A 21,155-nucleotide genomic window follows, 5' to 3' on the forward strand; every position below is an offset into this window, starting at 1 on the left:
TCAGACTTTTGGAAAGTAGAAAGGAAGTAAATAATGAAAATGTATGATAATAAATTAGTAGAAATCCTGCAGAATGAATCTTATATGGGAAGCGCATACGGCACACAGGTGGAAATAAAACCGATTCCGGATGATGACACGCAGGGCGTGATCGATGCAAGGGTACTGGCAAGGATCATGGAGCTGATGTCCCGGCAGCAGGAATCCGCCCTTCCCAATGAGGATTCGATCCGGAACATGAGGGACAGCACCGGAGCGCCGAACTTAAACCTGAATACCGTAGAAATGCTCACCCGCTATATCGAAGTCCACGTGGAAGACAGGAAAATTCCGGTCTGGATCTATTATCCGCGCCGTCCGATCGGGCAGAAAAAACGCCCGGCATGTATCTTCCTCCATGGAGGTTCCTGGATCGCCGGCTCCCCGTTTGTGGTGGAAAATCCAATGAGGCTTTTGGCGGAAAAGGCCGGATGCGTCGTATTTAATGTGGACTATTCTCTCGCGCCGGAGCACAGATTCCCTGCGGCCCTGGACGATGCGTACGGTGTATTGAGACATATTTTTGAAAATCCGGATGAATATGGCATTGATCCGAAGAAAATAGGGATCGGCGGAGACAGCGCAGGCGGCAATGTTGCAGCTGCAACTGTGCTAAAAGACCGGGATCTGGGAACTCATATGATAGGCCGGCAGATATTGATCTATCCGGTCGTCACGGCGGTCAACACAGGAATCCGCGGGTTTGAATGGTCCTTAGATGAGTATGAAATGAGCGAGGAGCAGCGCCCGATGCTGGAACCGGGGCTGATTCTGGGAAGGCCGATGAAAAAGGGAGAGGAAGTAATTCAAAATTCACTGATCAAATATGTAAATACCGAAGATGAATTTTCAGATCCCTATGTGAGCCCGATGCTGGCAGAATCTTTTCAGGGGATTTGCAAAACGATGATCATGGTAGCGGAATTTGACGGACTGCGGCTTCAGGGCGAATACTTTGGCAAGCTTTTACGCGATAACGGCGTAGAAACACGGATCATACGTTATAAAGGAATGGGGCATGCGTTTCTGGATCATCTGGGATACTACCCGCAGACGGAAGATGTCATATTGGAAATGGCGAAAGAAATCGCGTCTATATGACCGGAAACATAGCTGCGGGATTAGCCTGTGGACGTATACATGTGATGCTCACGGCCGATGAAATCTGCCGTGAGTATTGCGTTAGCCGCAAAAAGAAACCAGGTGGACATGGCTCCATGTTCACCTGATCTTTTCTGAAAAATGCGTCTTATGTTCCTTCCGATAAGCGGAAGGCGATATTCCATAATGGTTTTTAAACACCCGGCTTAGGTGCGAGGGTGCGGTAAATCCGCATAAATACGCGATATCCTCCATCACCAGATCGGATTCCCGCAGATACTGTTCCACCATTTCCAGGCGGATCTTCATGAGCAAAGCGTGAAACGTATCTCCGGTTTTTTTCTTTACGATCTTGCAGATATACTGCTTGCTGAAATGGATTTGGTCAGAAAGGGAAGATAAATCCGCGGTCTGATAATTCTGTTTCAGATAATCGATGATCTGCTGATACTGCTGGTCAAGCCTTGTGGTTTTTACGGAAGCGTCCATGGTTGTTTTATCACTGCGCAGGATCAGTGCGAACAGGAGGGAAAGAAAATTTTTCATCGTATTTTTGCTGTATTTATCCTGATTGATATACTCCGTAAAAATGGCGAGTACAAGCGTCTGGATCATCTCATTTCCGCCTGTATGGACGGCAAGGTAAGTCATGTGATGCTCTGACGCGAATGTATGCGTAATAAAATTGGTTATGAGCGGATCTTCATGAAAAATATTTTTATATTCCGCGGCAACAAAGGACTGCCTGAGATCCATATAGATGCAAAGGCTTTCGGGGCTGGTCTGGATCGCATAATACACACCGGGAGGAACAAGGTAAAAGTCCCCGGCCCGCAGAGGGAATGTGTTCTCGTCCAGGATCAGTGTTCCGCTTCCCTCAAACAGATAGACCAGTGTGTAATAATTGCACTTATGCCGCAGCCTGCTTGGAAAATTAAAATGTTTTGATACACAAAAGTCATACCCGGGGGCAATCGTATAGATATCCCGGATCTCATCCAGATCGCTGATCTTCTGGGAGGGGAGCATTTCCGGGGATAATTTGGTCGGAAAGTAGAACCGGTGCAGGTTCTTGCTCTTAATGACATAATTATTAAAATATTCCAGATAGCTCTCATATTTTACAAAATCCTTTGGGGATTTGGAATATTCCATATAAGAAATTTCCAGATTGCTCAGATTCTGCAGAATGTTGTAAGTCTGTCTGGGATCAAGTATTTCCATATCCTCTCTCCTCGTCTGTCGTTTTCGCTATTACTATATCCACGGCCGATTGATCCGGCGCTCAGTATCACCACCTTTAGTATAGCCCCAAATAAGAAAAAGTACAACCTGTTTCATGGGAGATAAGGAAAAATCTGATTTATTCATAATTGATATGCATTGGAATATACCAGAGATTCAAAAAAAGAGAAAAAAATATAAACTATATATTAACAAAAGAAAGAAAGGAATGTAAGCTACATGAAAAATCAACTATCATTACAGGAACGGGCTCAAAAATTCAGCCCAAAGAATGCGATTGGATACGCGCTGCAGGACGGCACCAATACATTGGGCTCGCTGCTGGTATCCTACGTGACGTATTTCGCCACAGACAGTTTATTCCTGTCCGCGGCGTCGATTGGTATGGTTCTGGCGTTTTCACGTGTATTTGACGGTGTGACTGACCTGCTGGCCGGGGCGCTGATCGACCGGACAAGAACCCGATGGGGGAAAGCGCGTCCGTTCGTGCTGGTGGGGTTCCTCTATTGGATCTCACTGCTCTTGATCTTCTCAACACCCCCACAGTTTTCCGATGTGGGGAAGCTGGTATGGATCTTTATTACATATAACCTGACCTGTTCCGTATTTAACACCCTGATCGGAACCAGTAAAGCCGTATTGCTGAAGAGGACAACGGTGAATGGCAACGCGCGTATCAAGACGCTGACCATTACCTCCCTGTGTGTAACTACGGCCTCTGTCGCTGTGAGTGTACTCCTTCCCCTGCTGATCGCGAAGAATAACAGCCCGGCCGGATGGAGGACGCTTGGGATCGGATTTGCCATCCTCGGATGTATTTCCACGGCGATTACATTTTTCTGCTGTGTGGAATATACAGAGGAAGAACTGGCTGAACTTGGAGTGATAAAAGAAGAACAGGGAAAAGACAGCAGGCTCTCCCTGAAGGATTATGGGCGTGCAATCATAAAAAATAAGTATATCATGCTTTATATCGTACAGTATTTTGTTGCAATGTTTGCCATGGGAATGTTCAATGGTGCAGGAACCTATTATTACGCCACAAATCTTGGGGATCTGACACTGATGTCAACGGTCAGCCTGGTGTCTCTTTTGTCGTATCCCTTATTCCTGGTCTATCCGAAGATCATATCCAAGATTGGGGAGGTTGCTTTTACGAGATATACGTTTTTGATAGGCGCGATTGGTTTTGCGCTGCGGTCCCTGGTAGGAAGCAATGTGATCCTGTTGTGTGTGACCAGCTTCTTCGCAGGATTCCTTCTGACAGGTAACAGCCTTACGGAAAAAGAGATCATTATTCAGTGCATGGACTACAGTTACCTGAAAAACGGAATTCGGGCGGAAGCAATTTATTCCGCATTGAGTGGCTTTACCTATAAAGTGGCGATGGGAATCTCCGCCGCGGTTATGGGATTTATCCTGGGATTTGCCAAATATGACGGCGCGCAGGCAGTACAGCCCGCATCGGCTCATGTGGCGATTAATTTTATGTTTAACCTGCTTCCGGCAATCATTGGTTTTGTCCTGTTCTTTACATTTAAGTCCATACGTGTAAAAGAAGAGAACCAGAAGCTGCGGGAGGCAATGCTTTCTGAGCAGGGAAAAGAAGTAGAAAAATAAACGTTTGGATTTCAGAAGGGGCTGTCGGGAAATAACGATTTATGCCCCTGATAGGTAAGAAAAAACAGGGGCTGTCGGGAAATAGATAGCCCCTTCGTATATAAGGAGAGGAAAACATGTTAAAGGCCGTAAAGTTAAGAACAGAATATCTGGAAAATCCACTGGGAATCGACATTGAGAAACCGAGATTTGGCTGGAATCTGGAAGGGGACGGCAAAAGGCAGACTGCGTTTGAGATCCGGGCAGCACACTCGGAGGCAGCATTGGCAGACAGCGAGATATGGAGCAGCGGAAAAGTGGCCTCTTCCAGTATGCAGCACCATGAATATGGAAGAAAGCTTCAGAGCAGGGAGCGGGTATACTGGCAGATCCGCGTCTGGGATGAGGAGGATGCTGCCGGCGAGTGGAGCGAAGCCGCGGTATTTGAGATGGGGCTGCTGGAAAGAGCGGACTGGAAGGCAGAATGGATCACCGGGGACTATGAGCCCAAAGCCGGGCAGCGGTATCCGGCGGATGAGTTCCGCAGAGTATTTGAAGAAAATGCGGACGATATAGCCAGCGCCCGCTTATATATCACGGCATGCGGGATCTATGAGACCTGTCTGAACGGAACCAGGGTGGGCGATCAGGTACTGACCCCGGGAGTGACCTGCTACGATACAAGAAACCAGTATCAGACCTATGATGTGACGCAATTACTAAAATCCGGGAAAAATACATGGGACATTTCCCTGGGGGACGGATGGTTCCGGGGAAAAATGGGCGTGTTCGGATATTCCTCTGTCTACGGCGATACGTCCTGTGTAATCGGACAATTGGAGATCACAAAGAAAGACGGAACCACAAGCACCATTGTGACGGACGCGGAGTTTGCATGGTCCAACGACGGCCCTGTCCGGTTCAATGACATGAAAGACGGGGAGACGGTGGAAGGAGGAAAGCTTCCTTCCTATTCCGGAAACGCGAAAGTGGCAGAGTGGGATTCCATCCTCTGCTGCTCCAACAGCGTGCCGGTCCTGGAACAGGAGACCCTGATGCCGCAGGTACTGGTGACTCCGGATGGAAGCACCGTACTGGATTTCGGACAGAATATCGCCGGTTATATGGCATTTTCCGTTCAGGGACATGCAGGGCATACGGTCAAAATGCAGATGGGCGAGATGCTGGATGAGAAAGGCAATTTTACGGTCAAGAACCTGATCACAGAAGACACAACCCCCGATTTTATACCGGACTGCTGCGACGATACCCGTTTCCAGACCATGGTCTATACCTGCGGGAGCAGTGAGAGGGAATATTGGAAACCGAAATTCTGCGTCCAGGGCTTCCAGTATGTGAAGCTGGAGAACTGGCCGGAGGAAGTAAAGCCGGAGCATTTCCAGGCGATCGCGGTCTATTCGGACATGGACGTGACCGCAAAATTCCGCTGTTCCTCTAAAAATGTAGAAAAACTGGTGGAAAATACCCTTTGGAGCATGAAAGGGAATTTCCTGGATGTGCCCACCGACTGCCCGACAAGGGAGCGGGCCGCGTGGCTTGGGGATGCGCAGCTCTTCTTTGATACCGGATGCTATTTTATGGATTTTACCGCGTTTTTCAGGAAATGGATGCGGGATGTATTCGACGACCAGGCGCCCGATGGGAAAGTCTATAACATTGTTCCGAGAGGGTCGGAGCACGGCGGCATGAATGAGTTCGTGGAGGGCTCCAGCGGATGGACGGACGCGGGAATCCTGATCCCGTACCGCTATTGGAAGCATTTTGGCGATACAAGGATGCTGCAGGATTGTTATGAGCCCATGAAGCGGCTGGCGGAATTTATGGTCTCCAGAATGGGGGATACGTCGGATTCGGAGCTGGACAAGAAGCTGGAACCGAGTGAATACAGGCAGTATGTTGTAACTACAGGCTTCCACTTCGGAGAGTGGAACGAACCGGGAAGCACGTCCATGGACGTGACGCTGCCTAAGTATGAAGAGGCAACCGCGTATCTGGCATATTCCCTGCGATGTATGGCAGAGATGGCAGAGGCGGTGGGCAAAGAGGAGGACGCGGAAAAATACCGGGATCTCTCGGAAAAGGTAAAGGCGGCATACCAGTATTATTTCATGAAAAATGACACGGTGGATTCCAAAAGAATGTGTCAGTATGTGCGCCCCCTGGCGCTGGGGCTGACGGACGAAAGGTCATTGAAAAATGTGCAGGAGGGACTGTCGCGGATCGCGAAGGAGAGCAAATATCATGTGGGTACCGGTTTTTTGTCTACCCCGTTTGTACTGAATATGCTTTCCCAATCGGGAGACACGGAAGCGGCTTATAAAATGCTGGAAAATGAAAAGTACCCGAGCTGGATCTATGAGATCGGGCAGGGGGCTACCACCATATGGGAGAGCTGGGACGGCATCGCATCCAGGAACCATTACTCCAACGGGGCATGCTGCGACTGGATCTTTCATACCGTAGGCGGAATCCGGATCGCCGGGGAAAACCGGTTTGAGATCGCGCCGGTTCCGGGAGGGAGCCTGACAGAGGCGTCACTGGAATATCAAAGCCTGTACGGAAAGGTGTGCTGCGCATGGAAAAAAGAGGACGGAAAGACGGTCTATACGGTGGAGATCCCTGCAGGGTGTGAAGCACAGATCAGGATTCCCGGATATGATGTGCGGGTGATAGAGGCCGGGAGTTATACGTTCTTATGAGGTAGTGTAAAGTATCGTATGAAAAAATGATACGGGTATTGCCCGCATTTAAAATCTGCTTCACAGATGGCGGGCAAGAAGGCAATCAATTTGCTTCGCAAATTGGTTACAAAAAATGGAGGAAACGAAAATGGAACTGTATTTGAAAAAGGAAATGAAAACAAAGAGGCTGAATAAGCACTGGCAGTATTGTGTAGGCAGCGGACATGCAACGCTGGCATTGCGTGCGGATTATCTGGAGCAGCTAAAGCAGGTTCACGAAGAACTGGGGATCGAGCGTGTGCGTTTCCACGGCATCTTTAACGATGATATGCAGGTCTTTATGAAATATTCCGACCTGATGCCGCTGCCCGGCGCGGAACAGCTTACCCAGTTGTCATTTCGGAAGATCGGCATGGTATATGACAATATCCTCGCATGCGGCATGAAGCCCTATGTGGAACTGTCGTTTATGCCCAAACATCTGGCATCGTCAGACGCAAAATGCGGATTTTACTATGGAGGCTGTATTGCGCCGCCTCGGGATGATGCAGAATGGGCGGACTTTATCAAAAAATTTGTGTCCTATCTGATTGACCGCTATGGGGCAGAAGAGGTGGAGTGCTGGCCCTTTGAGGTATGGAATGAACCGGATGTGTTTGTATTCTGGGCGGGAACGAAGGAGCAGTATTTTCATCTGTATGAGGTTACCGCAAGGGCGGTTAAGGAAGTCGATGACAAGATCCGGGTCGGCGGCCCGGCCGCTTCCGGGAGTAAATGGATCGGAAGCTTTATGGCCTTTTGCAAAGAGCGTCAGATACCGGTAGATTTTATATCCAGCCATCAGTATGCCGGGGATCCCATCGGCGGGGTAGAGGCATCGGAGGATCTGGAGGCGGAAGGAAACCCGCAGGCGGAGCTTCCGGATGCTAAGGCAATGGAGCATCTGTTTGACGGCCTGGAAAACGGAAGCGTGCTGGACGGGGTGCGGAGATTGATGCCGGACAAATCAGAATTGATGGATATTGCGGGGGACGGATTCCGGCAGAACGCGGCGATCGTGAAGAAGCAGGCGGAAGGGCTTCCTCTATACTATTCAGAGTGGAACGAAAATGCAATTTTTTCCGCTTATACGAATGATACAAGAAAAGTGGCCGCATACATTGTGAAGGCAGCGTTGGATACAGAGAAAATCATTGACGGCTCTTCCATTTGGTGTTTTTCGGATATCTTCGAGGAATTTTCGGAGTTCCCGCAGGAATTTCACGGAGGATTCGGCCTGATGACCCACAGCGGAGTCCCGAAATCGCAGTATTATGCGCTGAAAATGCTGGCGGAGCTGGAGGACGGCAGGCTGGAGCTTGGAGAGGGCGCCACAGATGAAGAGATCGGCGCGGCGGCATTTACAGGAAACGGAAAACTGCAAATCCTGTTATTCCGCCAGAAGATGAAAAATCTGGACATGCCGAAAGAGAAAGCGAAGGTTCGCGTGGAGCTGGATCAGGAACCCCAAAGCGTATTTCAGGAGCGGATTGACGAAGAGCACGGGAATCCTCTGAAAGTCTGGGAAGAGTGGGGCAGCCCGGAGGATCTCAAGCCTGGAGATAAAAAAACGTTGATCAGCCGGACAAAGGTGGAAAAGGAAGCCGTGGTGTATCGGTATGAAGAGGGACGCTTGGTGCTGGAGGCAGAGCTGGGGGTGAATGATATTTACCTTTTTACGGTTTGCTTATAAATGACGGGAACGCCTGTTGTAATAACAATATAGATTTTAAAGGAATACAGTAAGGAAAACTGTCCAGGCTGTGGAGAAAGCGGCTCTGATGCATGCGCATCAGAGCCGCTTTCTTGCGTACCCAGTATGGGGGTCACCTGATCGGTGAAAGTCTGATCGAGGTAATGGACAGTCATCCTTGCAGCATGCAGCTATGTTTTAACTGTTTTTCCTCAGCTCATCAATCTTTTCATTCTGTTCAGCCAGTTTTTCCTTTGTCAACGGGTACTGCAGCATGATAGCCGTACTGATGGGCGTTGACCGCACTGCAGAACATCGTCCCTACGTGGTAGGCCAAAACGGCGGTAATCGTGATCAACACCGGCTTCTGCGCAAAGATACGGAACAGGTCTGTAAACTTATAACCGCTCCCTTTCTCCGTATCCGCGGCGTGGACGCGCTCTTTGACACCCAATGCACCTGTGATCGAGAATGCCAGAATTAAAACCGTCGTACCAAAAATCAGGTAATAGTACCCATACCGGAAAATCTGGTCTATTTGCTGACTTATATACAAAATTATTATCATAAGCATCTTAACTTGGATAACCTCTCTGACTTTTCCGGCATCAGCAAGCCGCATCTGATTCGGCTCTTTCGCAAATATGTCGGCTGCACCCCGAGAGAATATATCCTGCGGCTGCAGATAGAAAATGCAAAACAACTTTTGGAATCCACCGCCCTGACCATAAAGCAGATCGGAATCATGGTCGGAATAGAGGACGCTAATTATTTCAGCCGTTTCTTTAAGTCCAGGGCGGGCCTGTCGCCGCAAGATTGGCGGACTACCCACAGGGTGTAGGCAGAATGCGGCGTATCAGTATGAGAATGGACAGCTGATGCTGGAGGCGGAACTGGGAGTGAATGATATCTATATGTTTACGATCATAAAATAGAAAAGCCTAATTTGAAAAAAGAGGATATCCCTGATAAAAGGATATCCTCATCTATTATTTCTACGACATTTGGTATCTGGTTGATTTTTTTGTTTCGATTTTCTACCCAGCCATTATTCCAGGCTGCAAAAGTTGCTATAAGTAAAATACTCAAACTTCGCACATAGATTTTGCCTATGCACCTTGAAAATTCAATACCTGGCTGTTATTCAGTTGTCAAAAGTCTGCTGTTATGCTGCTTGAAGCTGCGCTTTCAGCAAAGCAGGTAATGTATTCATAAATGTATCAACGAGTTCGTCGATTTTATCGTCGGACAGCTCTGTATTGTTGTTAAGTATGGTTCGGAACATTTGAAGCAGCATTCGAAATGCCTGTATCCATGTGATGTCAGACATTTCATCAGAAAAATATAGAAAAAGTTCTCCCAGCGAACGGTTATCACGCCCTTCCCTGCTTTCCAAAGACAGCATCATATATCGTGTAAAAACAACCGCAGTGTGGGCTGTCATTGCGTCATATGATAAGGAGTTACATTCCCGGCTAAGATTCAGATAGCTTTTGCATACCTTGAAGAAAACTTCGATATCTTATACGAAAGTTCGTAAAAGATATCTTATACGAACCCTGCTTTTATATGAACTTTTGTGATGGAAATACAATAAATATCAAATTTTCCATCACAAAAAGTTCGTATAAAGTCCTTAGTCTAATCCAAGAATCCGAGACAGTTCGTCTTCGTCATCTGGCCATAATGGTTCTTCTTTTGGAATCACATTGTTTCTTCTGTTTGCGATTTCTCTCATCTGGTCTAACGATGGTGATGTATAGTGGTCTCTTGTTGTTTTCATGTCCGCATGCCCTAATAGCACCGAGATCGCAGCGAGATCCACGCCATCACGATATAGCATCGTTCCCCTTGTGCGCCTAAATGTATGGGGTGAGACGGATTCTGGCAGATCATGTTCTTCCCGAACCTTGTCCGAATATTTCTTTATCAGTTTTTGGACATTACGTGAAGTCATATATTTCTGCTTTCCGTCGATCACTGTATAGATGAACGGAGCATCCCTGTTTCTTTCCGGGTGGAACTCGCCCATATATTGTCTGATCAAAGCCGTTGTCTTGGAATCCATTACGACACAGCGCTCTTTGTTGCCTTTTCCATGGAGCCGTAACTTCACATCATTATGGTCAAGGCATACATTTCTGACATCCATGGAAACAAGTTCAGCCACCCGCATTCCACTATCGTATAAGACAGACATGATGACCTTGTCCCTTAGCCCCTTCCGGGTGTTTGGAGGCATATGCAGCAGGGCTGCAAGCGCATCAACATCTTCGATGACCGGCTGAAGTTCTTTTGGCTCGCTGTAATAAGGAACCTGTTCAACGGAAAACGCATACTGCTGTAAACTGACATCCCTTGCAGAAGCATAACCCACATAGGACTTGACTGTTGCGAGCTTGTTATTGACCGTCTTTGCTTTCAGGTTATCAACTTTGTGGAGATGATTCCTGTAATCCAGCAGAAAATCATACGTACAATCCTTAAATTCGAACCTGTTTGTAGGTATTCCAGCGATGTTGTTCACATAATTCCGAAATGTCTTAAGCCCCTGTCGATAAGTAACGGCTGTATGACGGGAGCCGCTTTTCTCTTTTGGTATGAATACATGCAGAAAATCATAGGTTCTGCAAAAGAACAGCAAGTCGTTGTTGTTCATCTGCGCATCACCTCCGGGATTACACGGTCTATGACTGAGTCTCTCTTTCTGATCGTCTGCGCCGCATCTTCAACATAATGGTAATAGTAATACGTATCATTAAAACTTTTGTGACCAAGAAACCTGCTCAGGTATGGGAGCATATGTTCAAAGTCCAGCCCCTGTTCACGCCATAGATTTATCCTGTTGACAACATATGCATGCCGGAGACAGTGTGTCGTTGGATTTCTGTCACATCCAGAAGAAAAAGATGTGTTCCGCCAGCATCTCCGGAACATAGAACTGATGCTTTCATAGCTCATCGGTTTATCTGGATCAATCCCCGGGAAGAGCCATGCCGGCTCCCTGGCGAGTTCCCCAGTAAGATACGAAATGTATTCCCTGCAAAGTTTTACCATGTCATCTGAAAGATAAATAATACGGTCCCGGTTTCCTTTCCCATCAAGTATCATGACCGTGCCGTCATACAGATCAACATCATCCATAGATAGAAGACGGGCTTCCGATGCACGGAGTCCATTCAGGTAGACCAACCTGAACAGTACCGGATACTCATTTGACATGCGTCTGACATCTGCGTTTCCCTTCCCCGGTGTATAACGGTCGATTTCTATGAACAGTTCCGCGATCTCATCACCAACAGGAAGATGGATGACAGGTTTTGAGGGACGGACTTCTATCGGAGGACAATAACTGGAAATTCCCAGGCTATTCAGATACATGGAGAACTGCCTTATAATACTTATCCTTGCCGTAAGGCATTTCTCGCCCTCAGTGTCCCTTTTTTTGACCCAGCCAGACAGATTCTCAGGAGTCAGCCCTGTTTCTTCATAGCCCTGGTCTGTCCAGTATGCATCAAACTGCTTCATCCACTTGGATTCGTTGTGATACTTGTATCCAAGGGACTTTTTCTCATCAATGAACCCTGTAATCCACCCGGCAATAGTGCTTTTATATTTGATCGCTTTACTCATGCCCGTACCTCCCTTCCATTGACAATCCAGTCTCTGAAAGAGAAAGCGGGCACAGCCGCATCTTTTCCGTATCCAGTGACGTATATTTATGTACGTTCTTTGTGTCCGAATGCCCCAGCATTTCTGCCGTCTCAGCTAATGTTGCGCCGCTGTTTAATGTGGCAGAGCCAAAGGTCCTTCTGAACATATGGACTTTACCTGTGGATACCCCTGCGCGCTCCATTGCGTTTCTGCATACGGAGCGGCCGGCAGGACTATAAGGTGCTTTCAGATTAAGGAATAACCTGCCGCTGCCAGTATCCCTGCGCCTTGCATCCTTTAAATATCTGTATATCGCATTGCCTGTTTTAATGTCCATCGGATACAGGTGTTCTGCCCGGGTCTTCTGTTGGAAGATACGTATACTCCGATTTTTCCAGTCAATGTCGGAAATTTTCATCCCGATGATGTCGCTTGACCTGAATCCCATGTTCAGGGCAACCATAAGGATTGCGGCATCCCTCAGTTCGAGAGGTGTCGCTGCATTCGCACAGTAAACCTCAACTGTTTCTATATCTTCTGGCGACAGGATCTCCACGATCTTTTCACCGCCTGCAGCCTGGCCTGGAAGCGCAAGATGCATCCCCATCGAAATGGCTTCCTTCATTTCAAGATAAATGAGAAACTTTCTGATACGGCTGTTATAGGCATTCTTTGCTTCCGGCGTTTTGTGGCCATTGTCAAAAAGATTAAATTCCTTGATGATCCCAGGCGACAATTCCGCGAAAGAAGTAATGCCTGATGATACGAGAAAGCCGCAGAATCTGGTACTACAGGTACGGTACATTTTTATAGTATTCTCTTTCCACCCCTCCTTTTCCTTAGCGGCTATAAATGGCGCTATCCCGGCCCGGCACCATGACGGCAGCCTGTCGTATTCAGTATCCGTATGTTTCCACCAATGCGAAGGCAGGATGTCTCCCATGCGGATATAGTCGTCATACATCTCATATGTACGCCTTGCCATACAAAAGCCTTTTCCAAAGAGACGCTTTCCGACTGCTTCAAACCACACATGGGTGATGGTACGGTCATATCCAAGGTTTTCCCTGTCCAAAAACAAGTATAGTAAGGTAAGGTGATATGGTGAGGAATCCGTTACCGTCTTGCTGTATCCCGCCGATTTCAGCCGTTGTGTAAAATCATTGATGGACTGATAGAATTCTTCCACGGTGGAACAGGCACTCGCTTTGCGGCGGACATGGATTACCGCCTGTGCGGCAGATTCCAGATCTGACAATGATGTGCACTTGTCAGCTTCAATGTAATGGAGATAAAGGGAATAACCTCTCCGGCACCTGCCCTTGGCGGACATATATTCCAAAAAACCGCTGACAAGCCCTTCGTTGATGTAGTATGCTTTCGATGATTCCCTCAGGAACCGGTCGTAACCATCAAGCATTGAATAGTCGATATCCTCAATGCAGCCAGCGTCGTTATACTGTATAAAACAGCAGAACTGAACGACCTTGTGCCGGATGTTAGTTAGGTGGGCCTGCGTGTAACCACCGGTAAGTGATATATCTGAAAGGTATTCTTCAATTCTGTCTTGAAACTGCTTCGATGGATGCGCATAGACTACCAGATGGGAACCTAATATTCTCCCATACTCATAAACATCATAAAGTCTGTAAATAGCGTTTCGATACTGCGGCTTTAGATATTTAGCCGCACTGTGTTCACACCATTCCAGTGCATAGTCCATAGAAAACCATTGAATCCCATTAAGCGCCATACTTTCATTGAGTGCATTGTAACAGCCCATGCTTATTTGTATAGCTCTCGGACCGTATCTGTACCGCTTAAGTGTGGCAATCACTACCGTTACATTGTTTTTGAAATTTACCATGTCAGTCTCCTTTCTATAAATAAAAAGTGTATGTGTACTAACATGGTACATTAGTTTTGGATTTTATACGAACTTTCTTATGCACAAATACCGCTGGAAAAGACTCCGCCCACTGAAAAGTTCGTATAAAAGCAGGGTTCGTATAAGATATCCCAGCGCTTGCCATAAATACGGATGATTTCATTTTCATCCAGCGTTGTATCGGTAGAGATAAGGCATAAATATTCTTTCCTCTTATTCCGGTTACGCACATATACAACTTTAGCCGGAATGACTTTCCCATCCTTTACAACATCCACTAAAACAGAAAGCAGATACCGGGAACGGCCGCGTCTCTTTTTATTCCGGTTATAGATTGTAATCAGGGACATGTCTTCCCCTTTGTATCGGAAGAACATTTTGGGAGTCTTTTTTACCATACCAATGACATCATAACCGATGGTCTTTACTGCATGGAGGGTGCTTGGAGAAGAAAACCAGCTGTCAAAAAGGACATACTTTGCTGGAACTGCCGCTTTCTTAGCAGTTTTTAAAAGCTCAAGCATGGCCTGTGTCCCTTTTTGAATGGAAAGCAGCCTCCGTTTGTACCCGGCAGTCCGCTTATCAACCTTCACAGCTTCATTGACCCTGTTCTTTTTGTTTTCAGACGAGAGAAGAATGCTGTTCACGGGAAGAAAAGAACTTCCATCTGACCATCCAAGTGTAAGCATACGAAATCCAAAACGGTATCTGTGGTTTGCGTGGTCGTAGGCCTTTGCAAGAAGCTCTACTTTTTTAGAACGATTGCGTTCGAACATAGAATCATCAATGATGAGTACATTTGCGCGGTCTTCTGAGTCCAAGGGGACGATCGCGTCCCTGATAATCCGAGAAGCCAACAGAGTTGTAAAACGTATCCAGTTAATCTGGAGCATCTTCATGAACCGATACACCGTATCCTTAGCAAATCCGGGAGTATTTCGTCCAGTGATCAGGCTCATATACATACTCCTGTTAGAAAAGATCAGCAGAAAAAGATACTGAAAAACCTCAATAACGGGAATGCCATTTTTCTTATAGGCATTAGATGCTTTCAATGCCGAGGAGATATGGAATCTTTTAAAAAATTTTTTGATAGATTTTGAAATCTGCTTATCATTCTGGTTTGCTTGTGTTATACTTTTATTCATAGCATGAGCCTCCGGTTTTAATTGTTTTTCGACAACTCAATTATACCAAACCAGACGGTTTCATGCTATTTAATTGCCAGTTTTTATTGTATTTTCAAGATGCATAGGCACTTATTAAAGTGCGAAGTTTGAGTAAAATAATAATAACTATGTTGGATATAAGCAATGGAAAAATCTTTTTCTCTTTATTGACCAGTGAATTAATGTAATAAAACAGGCCGAACAATACATTTATTAGCACAAGGCCAATGATTAATGCTACAGAAATTGTCCTATAAACGCTGGATTGTGCAATATTATTCAGCACTGAGGTTGAAAAGGCAATTCCGCCAGTAAACGCTAAAACAACAGCGGCAAATATTCCGAGAATAGTAATATACTCTTTCTGAGAATTATCAAGTTTATTCTCAACCTCAATGATCTTTTTTTCTGTGTCGCCGTAATCTTTTTTTATTTCTTGCGCTTTTTGCTGTAATGCATTAATTTGGCTTTGGAGAATCTCCAATGAGGACTCACCAGAAATTTTTCTATTTGCGCCATCTGAATAAGTGATTCTTGCAATATCCAGATTCACATGGTCGTATAGTTTTTTAATCGCATCACTAACGTCAATGATTCGTTTTTCATCGGCAGCTTTATTTTGTGGCTTATATCCACTTCTTATCATGGCTAAATTTTGTCCAAGAATATTGATATCGCCCAATTTAGGATTTTGCTGTATCTGTGTCAGGACAGAAAAGATATCTGTGTAAAAATGACGAAATCGTTTATCCTGCGATTCAGCATCATAAAGTGATTCAAGACGCCTGTACATACTGGAACGGTAGTAAGCGTCTTGAAGTAATTCCTGTGATTTTGCCAATTCAAATAGAATGTCACAAAATTCTGTCCTTTGTTGAGATTCTTTCGTTAAGTCCATATTCTCATCCCACCGCCTTAATCAGGTCAATAGGAATAACATGATGGTTACCTAATCCCTTTTTATAAATCTGATCCCAAGCTCCATTTGCTTTATGAGTTTCTGCGACCATGATCCAGGGGTCTAAACTGCGTTTTGTTTCCATAATAGGATCAATAGAATCTTTATCCTTTGGATGGATCTCATAATTTTCATGTGCGGATGAAATAGGCATAGCTCCATATCCGCAATAATGATAATATACATTCGGCACAACCGGACCAAACTGCCAAGCTTCAATAGCATCCGAAAAAGCTAAATCATCACGATTTAAGAAATCCTTTTGGATATAATATAATATTTTTTGAAGCTGCAGATTGCTGATAGGGTGACTATCTTCAATGCATTTAGAGACAATATATTTTGATAGATCAATAGCTGTATACATATCTGATGCCCTCCTTTCATTATACAGATGTATAGCTATAGTATACTACGATTATTAAAAAAATGCTATTAAAAAATTGTGAACGTTTTCGATGTGCCCCATTAATTATAGTGCTTAGAAGTTGTAGAAAAATAACTGACACATCTTGGCTTATCTATTTCTCTGGCTGCACATCCGAAGAAATATCCTGCGCAATCTGTATCACTTATTTTTCTACAATTCCTTAAGTTTCATCAGAGATAAATCTGTTTCAAAAGATTCATATTGTATAACCATGTAGATATGACAGTTCTTCAAAAAATCAGATGGAATTTTTATGGAAAACAAAGAGGATTTTACGCTTCGTGTACTGGCAAGGCCGTCCGAAAAAAATAAAATGATCCTGGAACCATATCAGAAGGATCTGGAAATTATCTGGGGCGACCTGAAAGACGACGATAAGCTGAGAGAATGTGTAAAAGGCGCGGACTATGTACTGCATGTAGGAGCATTTTTATCTCCGTTTGCGGATGAACACTCGGAAGAAGCCATGAGGATCAATTATGGTTCTACGCTGTCTGCCGGTCAATGCGGCAAGCGTCGAGTATGCAATCATCAGCCACCAGCCCTACAACAACTGCCTGGAGTGGTCCAATGCGGAGGATTCGGGAAATCTGATGCGCAATGTCTGTCTGGACGGCGTACCGGAAAAGTTTTGGAGAAGGGTATATAACTTAAGCAGCGGCGCGGATTACCGCCAGACATGCGCGAGCTTTTCACTGGCTCTTGGGGGAGATATACGTCAGACCAATGAGCCAAACTGGATGGCCACGGGAAATTTCCACGGACATTTCTATACGGATGCGGATGAATTGGAGGCTCTGGTTCCGTTTCGGACCAAATCCTATGCACAGCAGATCCAGGAGATCCAGATGGGATTCATGGAAATGATGAAAGCGGCAGGTCCGGACTTCCCGATGCCGACCCCGGAGGAGCAGAAGGAGCATACAAAGGCAGTGATCAGCCAGCCGGGCGGAGTCCTGCAGTTTGTCACAGACGGGGATGAGGAGCGGATCAAGGTATGGTTCGGTTCGCGCGAAAAGTATGAGGCGATCCCGAAGAAATGGGATGATATCGTGTTGTCAAAGCCCATTGACCTGCCCGGTTATCTCGATCATGGTTTTGATGAGACCAAGCCTGCAGAAGAGCTGGATATTGAGGATATGCGCCAGGCAGCAGAATTCCGGGGAGGAAAATGTCTGTCCGAGACAATGACGAAAGGGGACCTGTATACAGCGCTGAGATGGCAGTGCGCGTCGGGGCATGAATTCGAAGCGACGCCATACACCGTGTTATTTGCCGGCCACGGGTGTCCGGAATGTATGTGCGGCGAGTGGAGATATGGTGAGGAAGCAGAAGTAAATCCGTTCTTTGCACAGGTATGGAAACCGCTCCACGAGGGAGAGGAGAATTTCCGTGTAAAAATGGTTGCTGATGCAATGATGATCGGATGTACAGGGTAAGGTTCTTATTTTTCCATATCAGGATTCATTTTTCTATGTTCAAAATACCATAAATTGTTCCCATTATTTCATTCCGAAAGCAAATCTAAATCTTTATAATAATACCGGAAATGCAATCTTATAAATACAAAAAGGAGGAGTTAAGCTATGAGAAAAACAAAACGGCTCATTGCAGTACTTCTTGTATTTGCAATGGCACAAATGCTGACTGCCTGCGGTGGAAGCGCCGGAGGATCCGAGGGCGGGTCAGGAGGAAGCTCGAAGGGCAGCGGGACACTGACTGTCGCAATCTGGGATGTGGGGCAGCAGCCGGGCCTGCAGGAGATCATGGATGCGTTTACGGAAGAAACTGGGATCAAGACCAGTCTCCAGGTGATTGAATGGGACAGTTACTGGACATTGCTTGAAGCCGGTGCGTCAGGCGGGGAGATGCCGGACGTATTCTGGATGCATTCCAATGAGGCTTATCGGTATATGTCAAATGATATCCTGCTTGACCTCACAGATCAGATTGCGGAAAGTGACGTTCTTGAGATGGATAAGTTCCCGGAAGATCTGAAAGAGATGTACCAGCTTGACGGTAAGACCTATGCAGTGCCGAAGGACATGGACACGGTAGCGATCTGGTACAACAAAGATATGTTTGACGAAGCAGGGATCCCATACCCGGACGGAAGCTGGACTTGGGACGAATTTTATGATATTGCGGTCAAGCTTACGAAGGATGACGGGAGCCAGTATGGGTTCGCGGCAAGTACGGTCAATGAGCAGGACACCTGGATGAACATCATCTATTCCATGGGCGGCTGCGTATTGACGGATGACTGGAAGTCCGGATTTGACGATCCGAATACGGTCAAGGCAATGGAATTTGTGGACAAATGTGTAAAGAACGTGATGCCTCCGGCGGCTACTATGTCTGAGACCGGTACGGATGTTCTGTTCAGCTCCCAGAAGGTTGCGATGATCTCCCAGGGCTCCTGGATGGTATCGGCGTTTAAGGATAACGAGGATATCGTGGCCCACGGCGACGTGGCACGGCTTCCAAAAGGGGATGAGACCGGAAAGAGCATCTCCATGTACAACGGGCTCGGATGGGCGGCATCCGCAAATACAGGCATGCCGGACGAGGCATACAAGCTGATCGAGTGGTTTGGCACAAAGGATATGCAGCAGAAACAGGCTGACCTGGGTGTGACCATGTCTGCTTATGAGGGCGTATCAGATAACTGGGTGAACTGTACGGACGCGTTTCACCTGCAGCCTTATCTGGATGCATTGGAAGGCGACCTGGTATTCCGGCCGCATACAAATTCGACGCTTGCATGGTGGAATCCCATGGTGGAAGCGCTGAAGGCGCCATGGAACGGCGAGGCGGATATGGCTGAGACGTGCCAGAAGATTGCGGATATGATGAATGAGACCATTGCGGAAGAATAGTACAGAATCACAGAAAGGGGTGAGACCTGTGGCAATGCCTAAAAAGGGGACGACCCAGGAGAAAAATGAGTTTATTTGGGGATGGCTTTTCATTCTCCCAACGATGATCGGTCTGATCATCTTAAATATTATCCCGATATTCCAGACGATCTACCAAAGCTTTTTTAAGACGGGAGATTTTGGAAAAGGGAATATTTTTATCGGGGCGGACAATTATATCAAAATGTTTGGGGACGCAGAAGTATGGCAGGCAGTGATCAATACATTTAAGTATGCGCTGATTGAGGTGCCGTTTTCCATCGTTATCGCGCTGGTGCTGGCGGTTCTGCTCAACCGGAAGATCAAAGGCCGGGCGGCGTACAGGACCATCTTCTTCCTGCCTATGGTAGCGGCTCCGGCGGCGATCGCCATGGTATGGAGATGGCTGTTTAATTCCGAATTCGGTCTGCTCAACCATGTATTCGGCACGAAGATCAACTGGATCTCGGATCCGAAGATCGCGGTATTCGCGATCGGAATCATCGGCGTCTGGTCTATCATCGGTTATAATATGGTGTTGTTTATTTCCGGGCTTCAGGAAATACCGGGGGACTACTACGAAGCGGCAAGCATTGACGGCGCGACAGGCGTGAAGCAGTTTTTCAAGATCACCATCCCGCTGCTGTCGCCGACCATCTTCTTTGTGACCATCACAAGGGTCATCGGCGGCCTGCAGGTATTTGACCTGATTTATATGGTCATGGACAAGGATAACCCGGCGCTGTATAAGACACAATCCCTGGTATACCTGTTCTATCAGAACTCCTTTGTGGAAAATAACAAGGGGTACGGTTCCACGATCGTGGTACTTCTGCTTGCGATCATTATGCTGATTACTGTATTCCAGATGATAGCGCAGAAAAAATGGGTTCACTATAATTAGGAGGGATGGAGATGGAGACAAGAGCAAAAATCAATCAGGCTGTGATTCATATCGTCCTGATCCTGGTTTCAATCACGATGCTGGTGCCATTTCTCTGGATGGTGCTGACAGCGTTTAAAACGATGACAGAGGCGACATCGGTAAATCCATTTGTGATCTTTCCCAAAAACTGGCTGACAGACAGCTTTACCACGGTCATCCGGAATATGGATTTCCCGATCTTATATCTGAATACGCTCCTCTTGATCGCAGGCCGTGTCATTGCGGCGGTACTTACGGCCACACTGGCAGGATATGCGTTTGCCAGGCTGAATTTCAGGGGAAAGAATCTGATGTTTTCCCTGGTCATGTTCCAGATGATGGTGCCGGGACAGATATTTATCATCCCTCAATATCTGATGGTAAGTAAAATGGGGATGCTCAATACGATATTTGCGCTGGTATTTCCAGGGCTTGTGACGGCCTTTGGGACATTTCTGCTGAGACAGGCATATATGGGGCTTCCCAGAGACCTGGAAGAGGCGGCAAGGCTGGACGGATGTAATATCGGGCAGACATTTCTCTTTATCATGGCGCCGCTTACACGGTCATCCATGGTCGCGCTTGGGATCTTTACGGCTGTATTTGCTTACAAGGATCTGATGTGGCCGCTCATCGTGAATAAAGACGTGATGCCGCTGTCCGCCGCTCTTGCAAAGATGCAGGGGCAGTATACGAGCAATTACCCGCAGCTGATGGCAGCGTCGCTGCTGGCCTGTATCCCGATGATCATACTGTACCTGATATTCCAGAAGCAGTTTATTGAAGGGATTGCGACATCAGGAGGAAAGCTTTAAA

The 21,155-nt window shown here is 46.6% G+C and carries 16 protein-coding genes and 2 pseudogenes; 9 read left to right on the forward strand and 9 right to left on the reverse strand.

Going from position 1 to position 21,155, the window contains the following annotated elements; genetic code table 11:
- The first annotated feature begins 33 nt into the window (after positions 1-33).
- Positions 34-1,140 (forward strand): alpha/beta hydrolase, encoded by a 1,107-nt coding sequence (locus EBB54_RS03185; protein WP_125126319.1) that lies wholly within the window; start codon positions 34-36, stop codon positions 1,138-1,140.
- 120 nt (positions 1,141-1,260) lie between these two features.
- Here the strand turns inward: EBB54_RS03185 and EBB54_RS03190 are convergent, their stop codons facing one another.
- Positions 1,261-2,364, reverse strand: a complete 1,104-nt coding sequence (locus tag EBB54_RS03190; protein ID WP_125126320.1) for an AraC family transcriptional regulator — start codon at positions 2,362-2,364, stop codon at positions 1,261-1,263.
- 240 nt (positions 2,365-2,604) lie between these two features.
- Between EBB54_RS03190 and EBB54_RS03195 the strand changes: the two genes are divergently transcribed.
- From EBB54_RS03195 to EBB54_RS03205, 3 genes are all read left to right on the forward strand, one after another.
- Positions 2,605-4,005, forward strand: coding sequence for an MFS transporter (locus tag EBB54_RS03195; protein WP_125126321.1), 1,401 nt, complete (start codon positions 2,605-2,607; stop codon positions 4,003-4,005).
- A 116-nt stretch (positions 4,006-4,121) separates the two neighbouring features.
- Complete coding sequence (locus EBB54_RS03200; RefSeq protein WP_125126322.1) at positions 4,122-6,704, forward strand: alpha-L-rhamnosidase; 2,583 nt, start codon at positions 4,122-4,124, stop codon at positions 6,702-6,704.
- 130 nt (positions 6,705-6,834) lie between these two features.
- The gene (locus EBB54_RS03205; RefSeq protein WP_162307067.1) at positions 6,835-8,418 is read left to right on the forward strand and encodes a GH39 family glycosyl hydrolase; all 1,584 of its coding nucleotides are present in this window, start codon (positions 6,835-6,837) and stop codon (positions 8,416-8,418) included.
- A 238-nt stretch (positions 8,419-8,656) separates the two neighbouring features.
- On the opposite strand, the gene EBB54_RS03210 is transcribed toward EBB54_RS03205, so the two are convergent.
- The gene (locus EBB54_RS03210; protein ID WP_148099331.1) at positions 8,657-8,992 is read right to left on the reverse strand and encodes a hypothetical protein; all 336 of its coding nucleotides are present in this window, start codon (positions 8,990-8,992) and stop codon (positions 8,657-8,659) included.
- A 6-nt stretch (positions 8,993-8,998) separates the two neighbouring features.
- On the opposite strand from EBB54_RS03210, the gene EBB54_RS03215 reads away from it, so the two are divergent.
- The gene (locus tag EBB54_RS03215; RefSeq protein ID WP_162307068.1) at positions 8,999-9,259 is read left to right on the forward strand and encodes a helix-turn-helix domain-containing protein; all 261 of its coding nucleotides are present in this window, start codon (positions 8,999-9,001) and stop codon (positions 9,257-9,259) included.
- Positions 9,260-9,583: 324 nt separating this feature from the next.
- Here EBB54_RS03215 and EBB54_RS03220 read toward each other — a convergent pair.
- From EBB54_RS03220 to EBB54_RS03250, 7 genes and pseudogenes are all read right to left on the reverse strand, one after another.
- A pseudogene (locus EBB54_RS03220) lies at positions 9,584-9,940 on the reverse strand (IS4 family transposase); the annotation flags it as partial.
- Positions 9,941-10,054: 114 nt separating this feature from the next.
- A complete protein-coding gene (locus EBB54_RS03225) occupies positions 10,055-11,077 on the reverse strand; it encodes a tyrosine-type recombinase/integrase (RefSeq protein ID WP_125126326.1) in 1,023 nt (340 codons plus the stop codon).
- Positions 11,074-12,051: a tyrosine-type recombinase/integrase gene (locus EBB54_RS03230; protein ID WP_125126327.1), complete on the reverse strand. Its 978-nt coding sequence runs from the start codon at positions 12,049-12,051 to the stop codon at positions 11,074-11,076. Before EBB54_RS03230 ends, EBB54_RS03225 begins: the two co-directional genes overlap by 4 nt.
- On the reverse strand, positions 12,044-13,939 hold the full coding sequence (locus EBB54_RS03235) for a tyrosine-type recombinase/integrase (protein ID WP_162307069.1): 1,896 nt from the start codon (positions 13,937-13,939) through the stop codon (positions 12,044-12,046). Before EBB54_RS03235 ends, EBB54_RS03230 begins: the two co-directional genes overlap by 8 nt.
- A gap of 146 nt (positions 13,940-14,085) precedes the next feature.
- Positions 14,086-15,108 (reverse strand): annotated as a pseudogene (locus tag EBB54_RS03240) (IS4 family transposase); the annotation flags it as partial.
- Between the two features lie 94 nt (positions 15,109-15,202).
- Complete coding sequence (locus EBB54_RS03245) at positions 15,203-16,027, reverse strand: hypothetical protein (RefSeq protein ID WP_125126329.1); 825 nt, start codon at positions 16,025-16,027, stop codon at positions 15,203-15,205.
- Between the two features lie 4 nt (positions 16,028-16,031).
- Positions 16,032-16,454, reverse strand: a complete 423-nt coding sequence (locus EBB54_RS03250; protein WP_125126330.1) for a Panacea domain-containing protein — start codon at positions 16,452-16,454, stop codon at positions 16,032-16,034.
- 542 nt (positions 16,455-16,996) lie between these two features.
- Between EBB54_RS03250 and EBB54_RS03255 the strand changes: the two genes are divergently transcribed.
- The 4 genes from EBB54_RS03255 (at position 16,997) to EBB54_RS03270 (ending at position 21,154) form a co-directional block, all read left to right on the forward strand.
- Positions 16,997-17,956, forward strand: coding sequence for a hypothetical protein (locus EBB54_RS03255; RefSeq protein WP_125126331.1), 960 nt, complete (start codon positions 16,997-16,999; stop codon positions 17,954-17,956).
- A 147-nt stretch (positions 17,957-18,103) separates the two neighbouring features.
- Positions 18,104-19,396 (forward strand): ABC transporter substrate-binding protein, encoded by a 1,293-nt coding sequence (locus EBB54_RS03260; RefSeq protein ID WP_125126332.1) that lies wholly within the window; start codon positions 18,104-18,106, stop codon positions 19,394-19,396.
- A 34-nt stretch (positions 19,397-19,430) separates the two neighbouring features.
- A complete protein-coding gene (locus tag EBB54_RS03265) occupies positions 19,431-20,318 on the forward strand; it encodes a carbohydrate ABC transporter permease (protein WP_125130580.1) in 888 nt (295 codons plus the stop codon).
- An 11-nt stretch (positions 20,319-20,329) separates the two neighbouring features.
- On the forward strand, positions 20,330-21,154 hold the full coding sequence (locus EBB54_RS03270; protein WP_330554348.1) for a carbohydrate ABC transporter permease: 825 nt from the start codon (positions 20,330-20,332) through the stop codon (positions 21,152-21,154).
- Position 21,155: the final 1 nt, after the last annotated feature.

Origin of the sequence: Schaedlerella arabinosiphila (assembly GCF_003885045.1) — a bacterium.
GTDB lineage: Bacteria > Bacillota > Clostridia > Lachnospirales > Lachnospiraceae > Schaedlerella > Schaedlerella arabinosiphila.

Bases quoted from the DNA above. Each gene is read 5' to 3' on its own strand.
- EBB54_RS03205 (WP_162307067.1), top strand. From the start codon at position 6,835: ATGGAACTGTATTTGAAAAAGGAAATGAAAACAAAGAGGCTGAATAAG.
- EBB54_RS03265 (WP_125130580.1), top strand. From the start codon at position 19,431: ATGCCTAAAAAGGGGACGACCCAGGAGAAAAATGAGTTTATTTGGGGA.
- EBB54_RS03230 (WP_125126327.1), bottom strand. From the start codon at position 12,051: ATGAGTAAAGCGATCAAATATAAAAGCACTATTGCCGGGTGGATTACA.
- EBB54_RS03200 (WP_125126322.1), top strand. From the start codon at position 4,122: ATGTTAAAGGCCGTAAAGTTAAGAACAGAATATCTGGAAAATCCACTG.
- EBB54_RS03260 (WP_125126332.1), top strand. From the start codon at position 18,104: ATGAGAAAAACAAAACGGCTCATTGCAGTACTTCTTGTATTTGCAATG.
- EBB54_RS03235 (WP_162307069.1), bottom strand. From the start codon at position 13,939: ATGGTAAATTTCAAAAACAATGTAACGGTAGTGATTGCCACACTTAAG.
- EBB54_RS03190 (WP_125126320.1), bottom strand. From the start codon at position 2,364: ATGGAAATACTTGATCCCAGACAGACTTACAACATTCTGCAGAATCTG.
- EBB54_RS03250 (WP_125126330.1), bottom strand. From the start codon at position 16,454: ATGTATACAGCTATTGATCTATCAAAATATATTGTCTCTAAATGCATT.
- EBB54_RS03210 (WP_148099331.1), bottom strand. From the start codon at position 8,992: ATGCTTATGATAATAATTTTGTATATAAGTCAGCAAATAGACCAGATT.
- EBB54_RS03185 (WP_125126319.1), top strand. From the start codon at position 34: ATGAAAATGTATGATAATAAATTAGTAGAAATCCTGCAGAATGAATCT.
- EBB54_RS03195 (WP_125126321.1), top strand. From the start codon at position 2,605: ATGAAAAATCAACTATCATTACAGGAACGGGCTCAAAAATTCAGCCCA.
- EBB54_RS03245 (WP_125126329.1), bottom strand. From the start codon at position 16,027: ATGGACTTAACGAAAGAATCTCAACAAAGGACAGAATTTTGTGACATT.
- EBB54_RS03270 (WP_330554348.1), top strand. From the start codon at position 20,330: ATGGAGACAAGAGCAAAAATCAATCAGGCTGTGATTCATATCGTCCTG.
- EBB54_RS03255 (WP_125126331.1), top strand. From the start codon at position 16,997: ATGGTTCTACGCTGTCTGCCGGTCAATGCGGCAAGCGTCGAGTATGCA.
- EBB54_RS03225 (WP_125126326.1), bottom strand. From the start codon at position 11,077: ATGAACAACAACGACTTGCTGTTCTTTTGCAGAACCTATGATTTTCTG.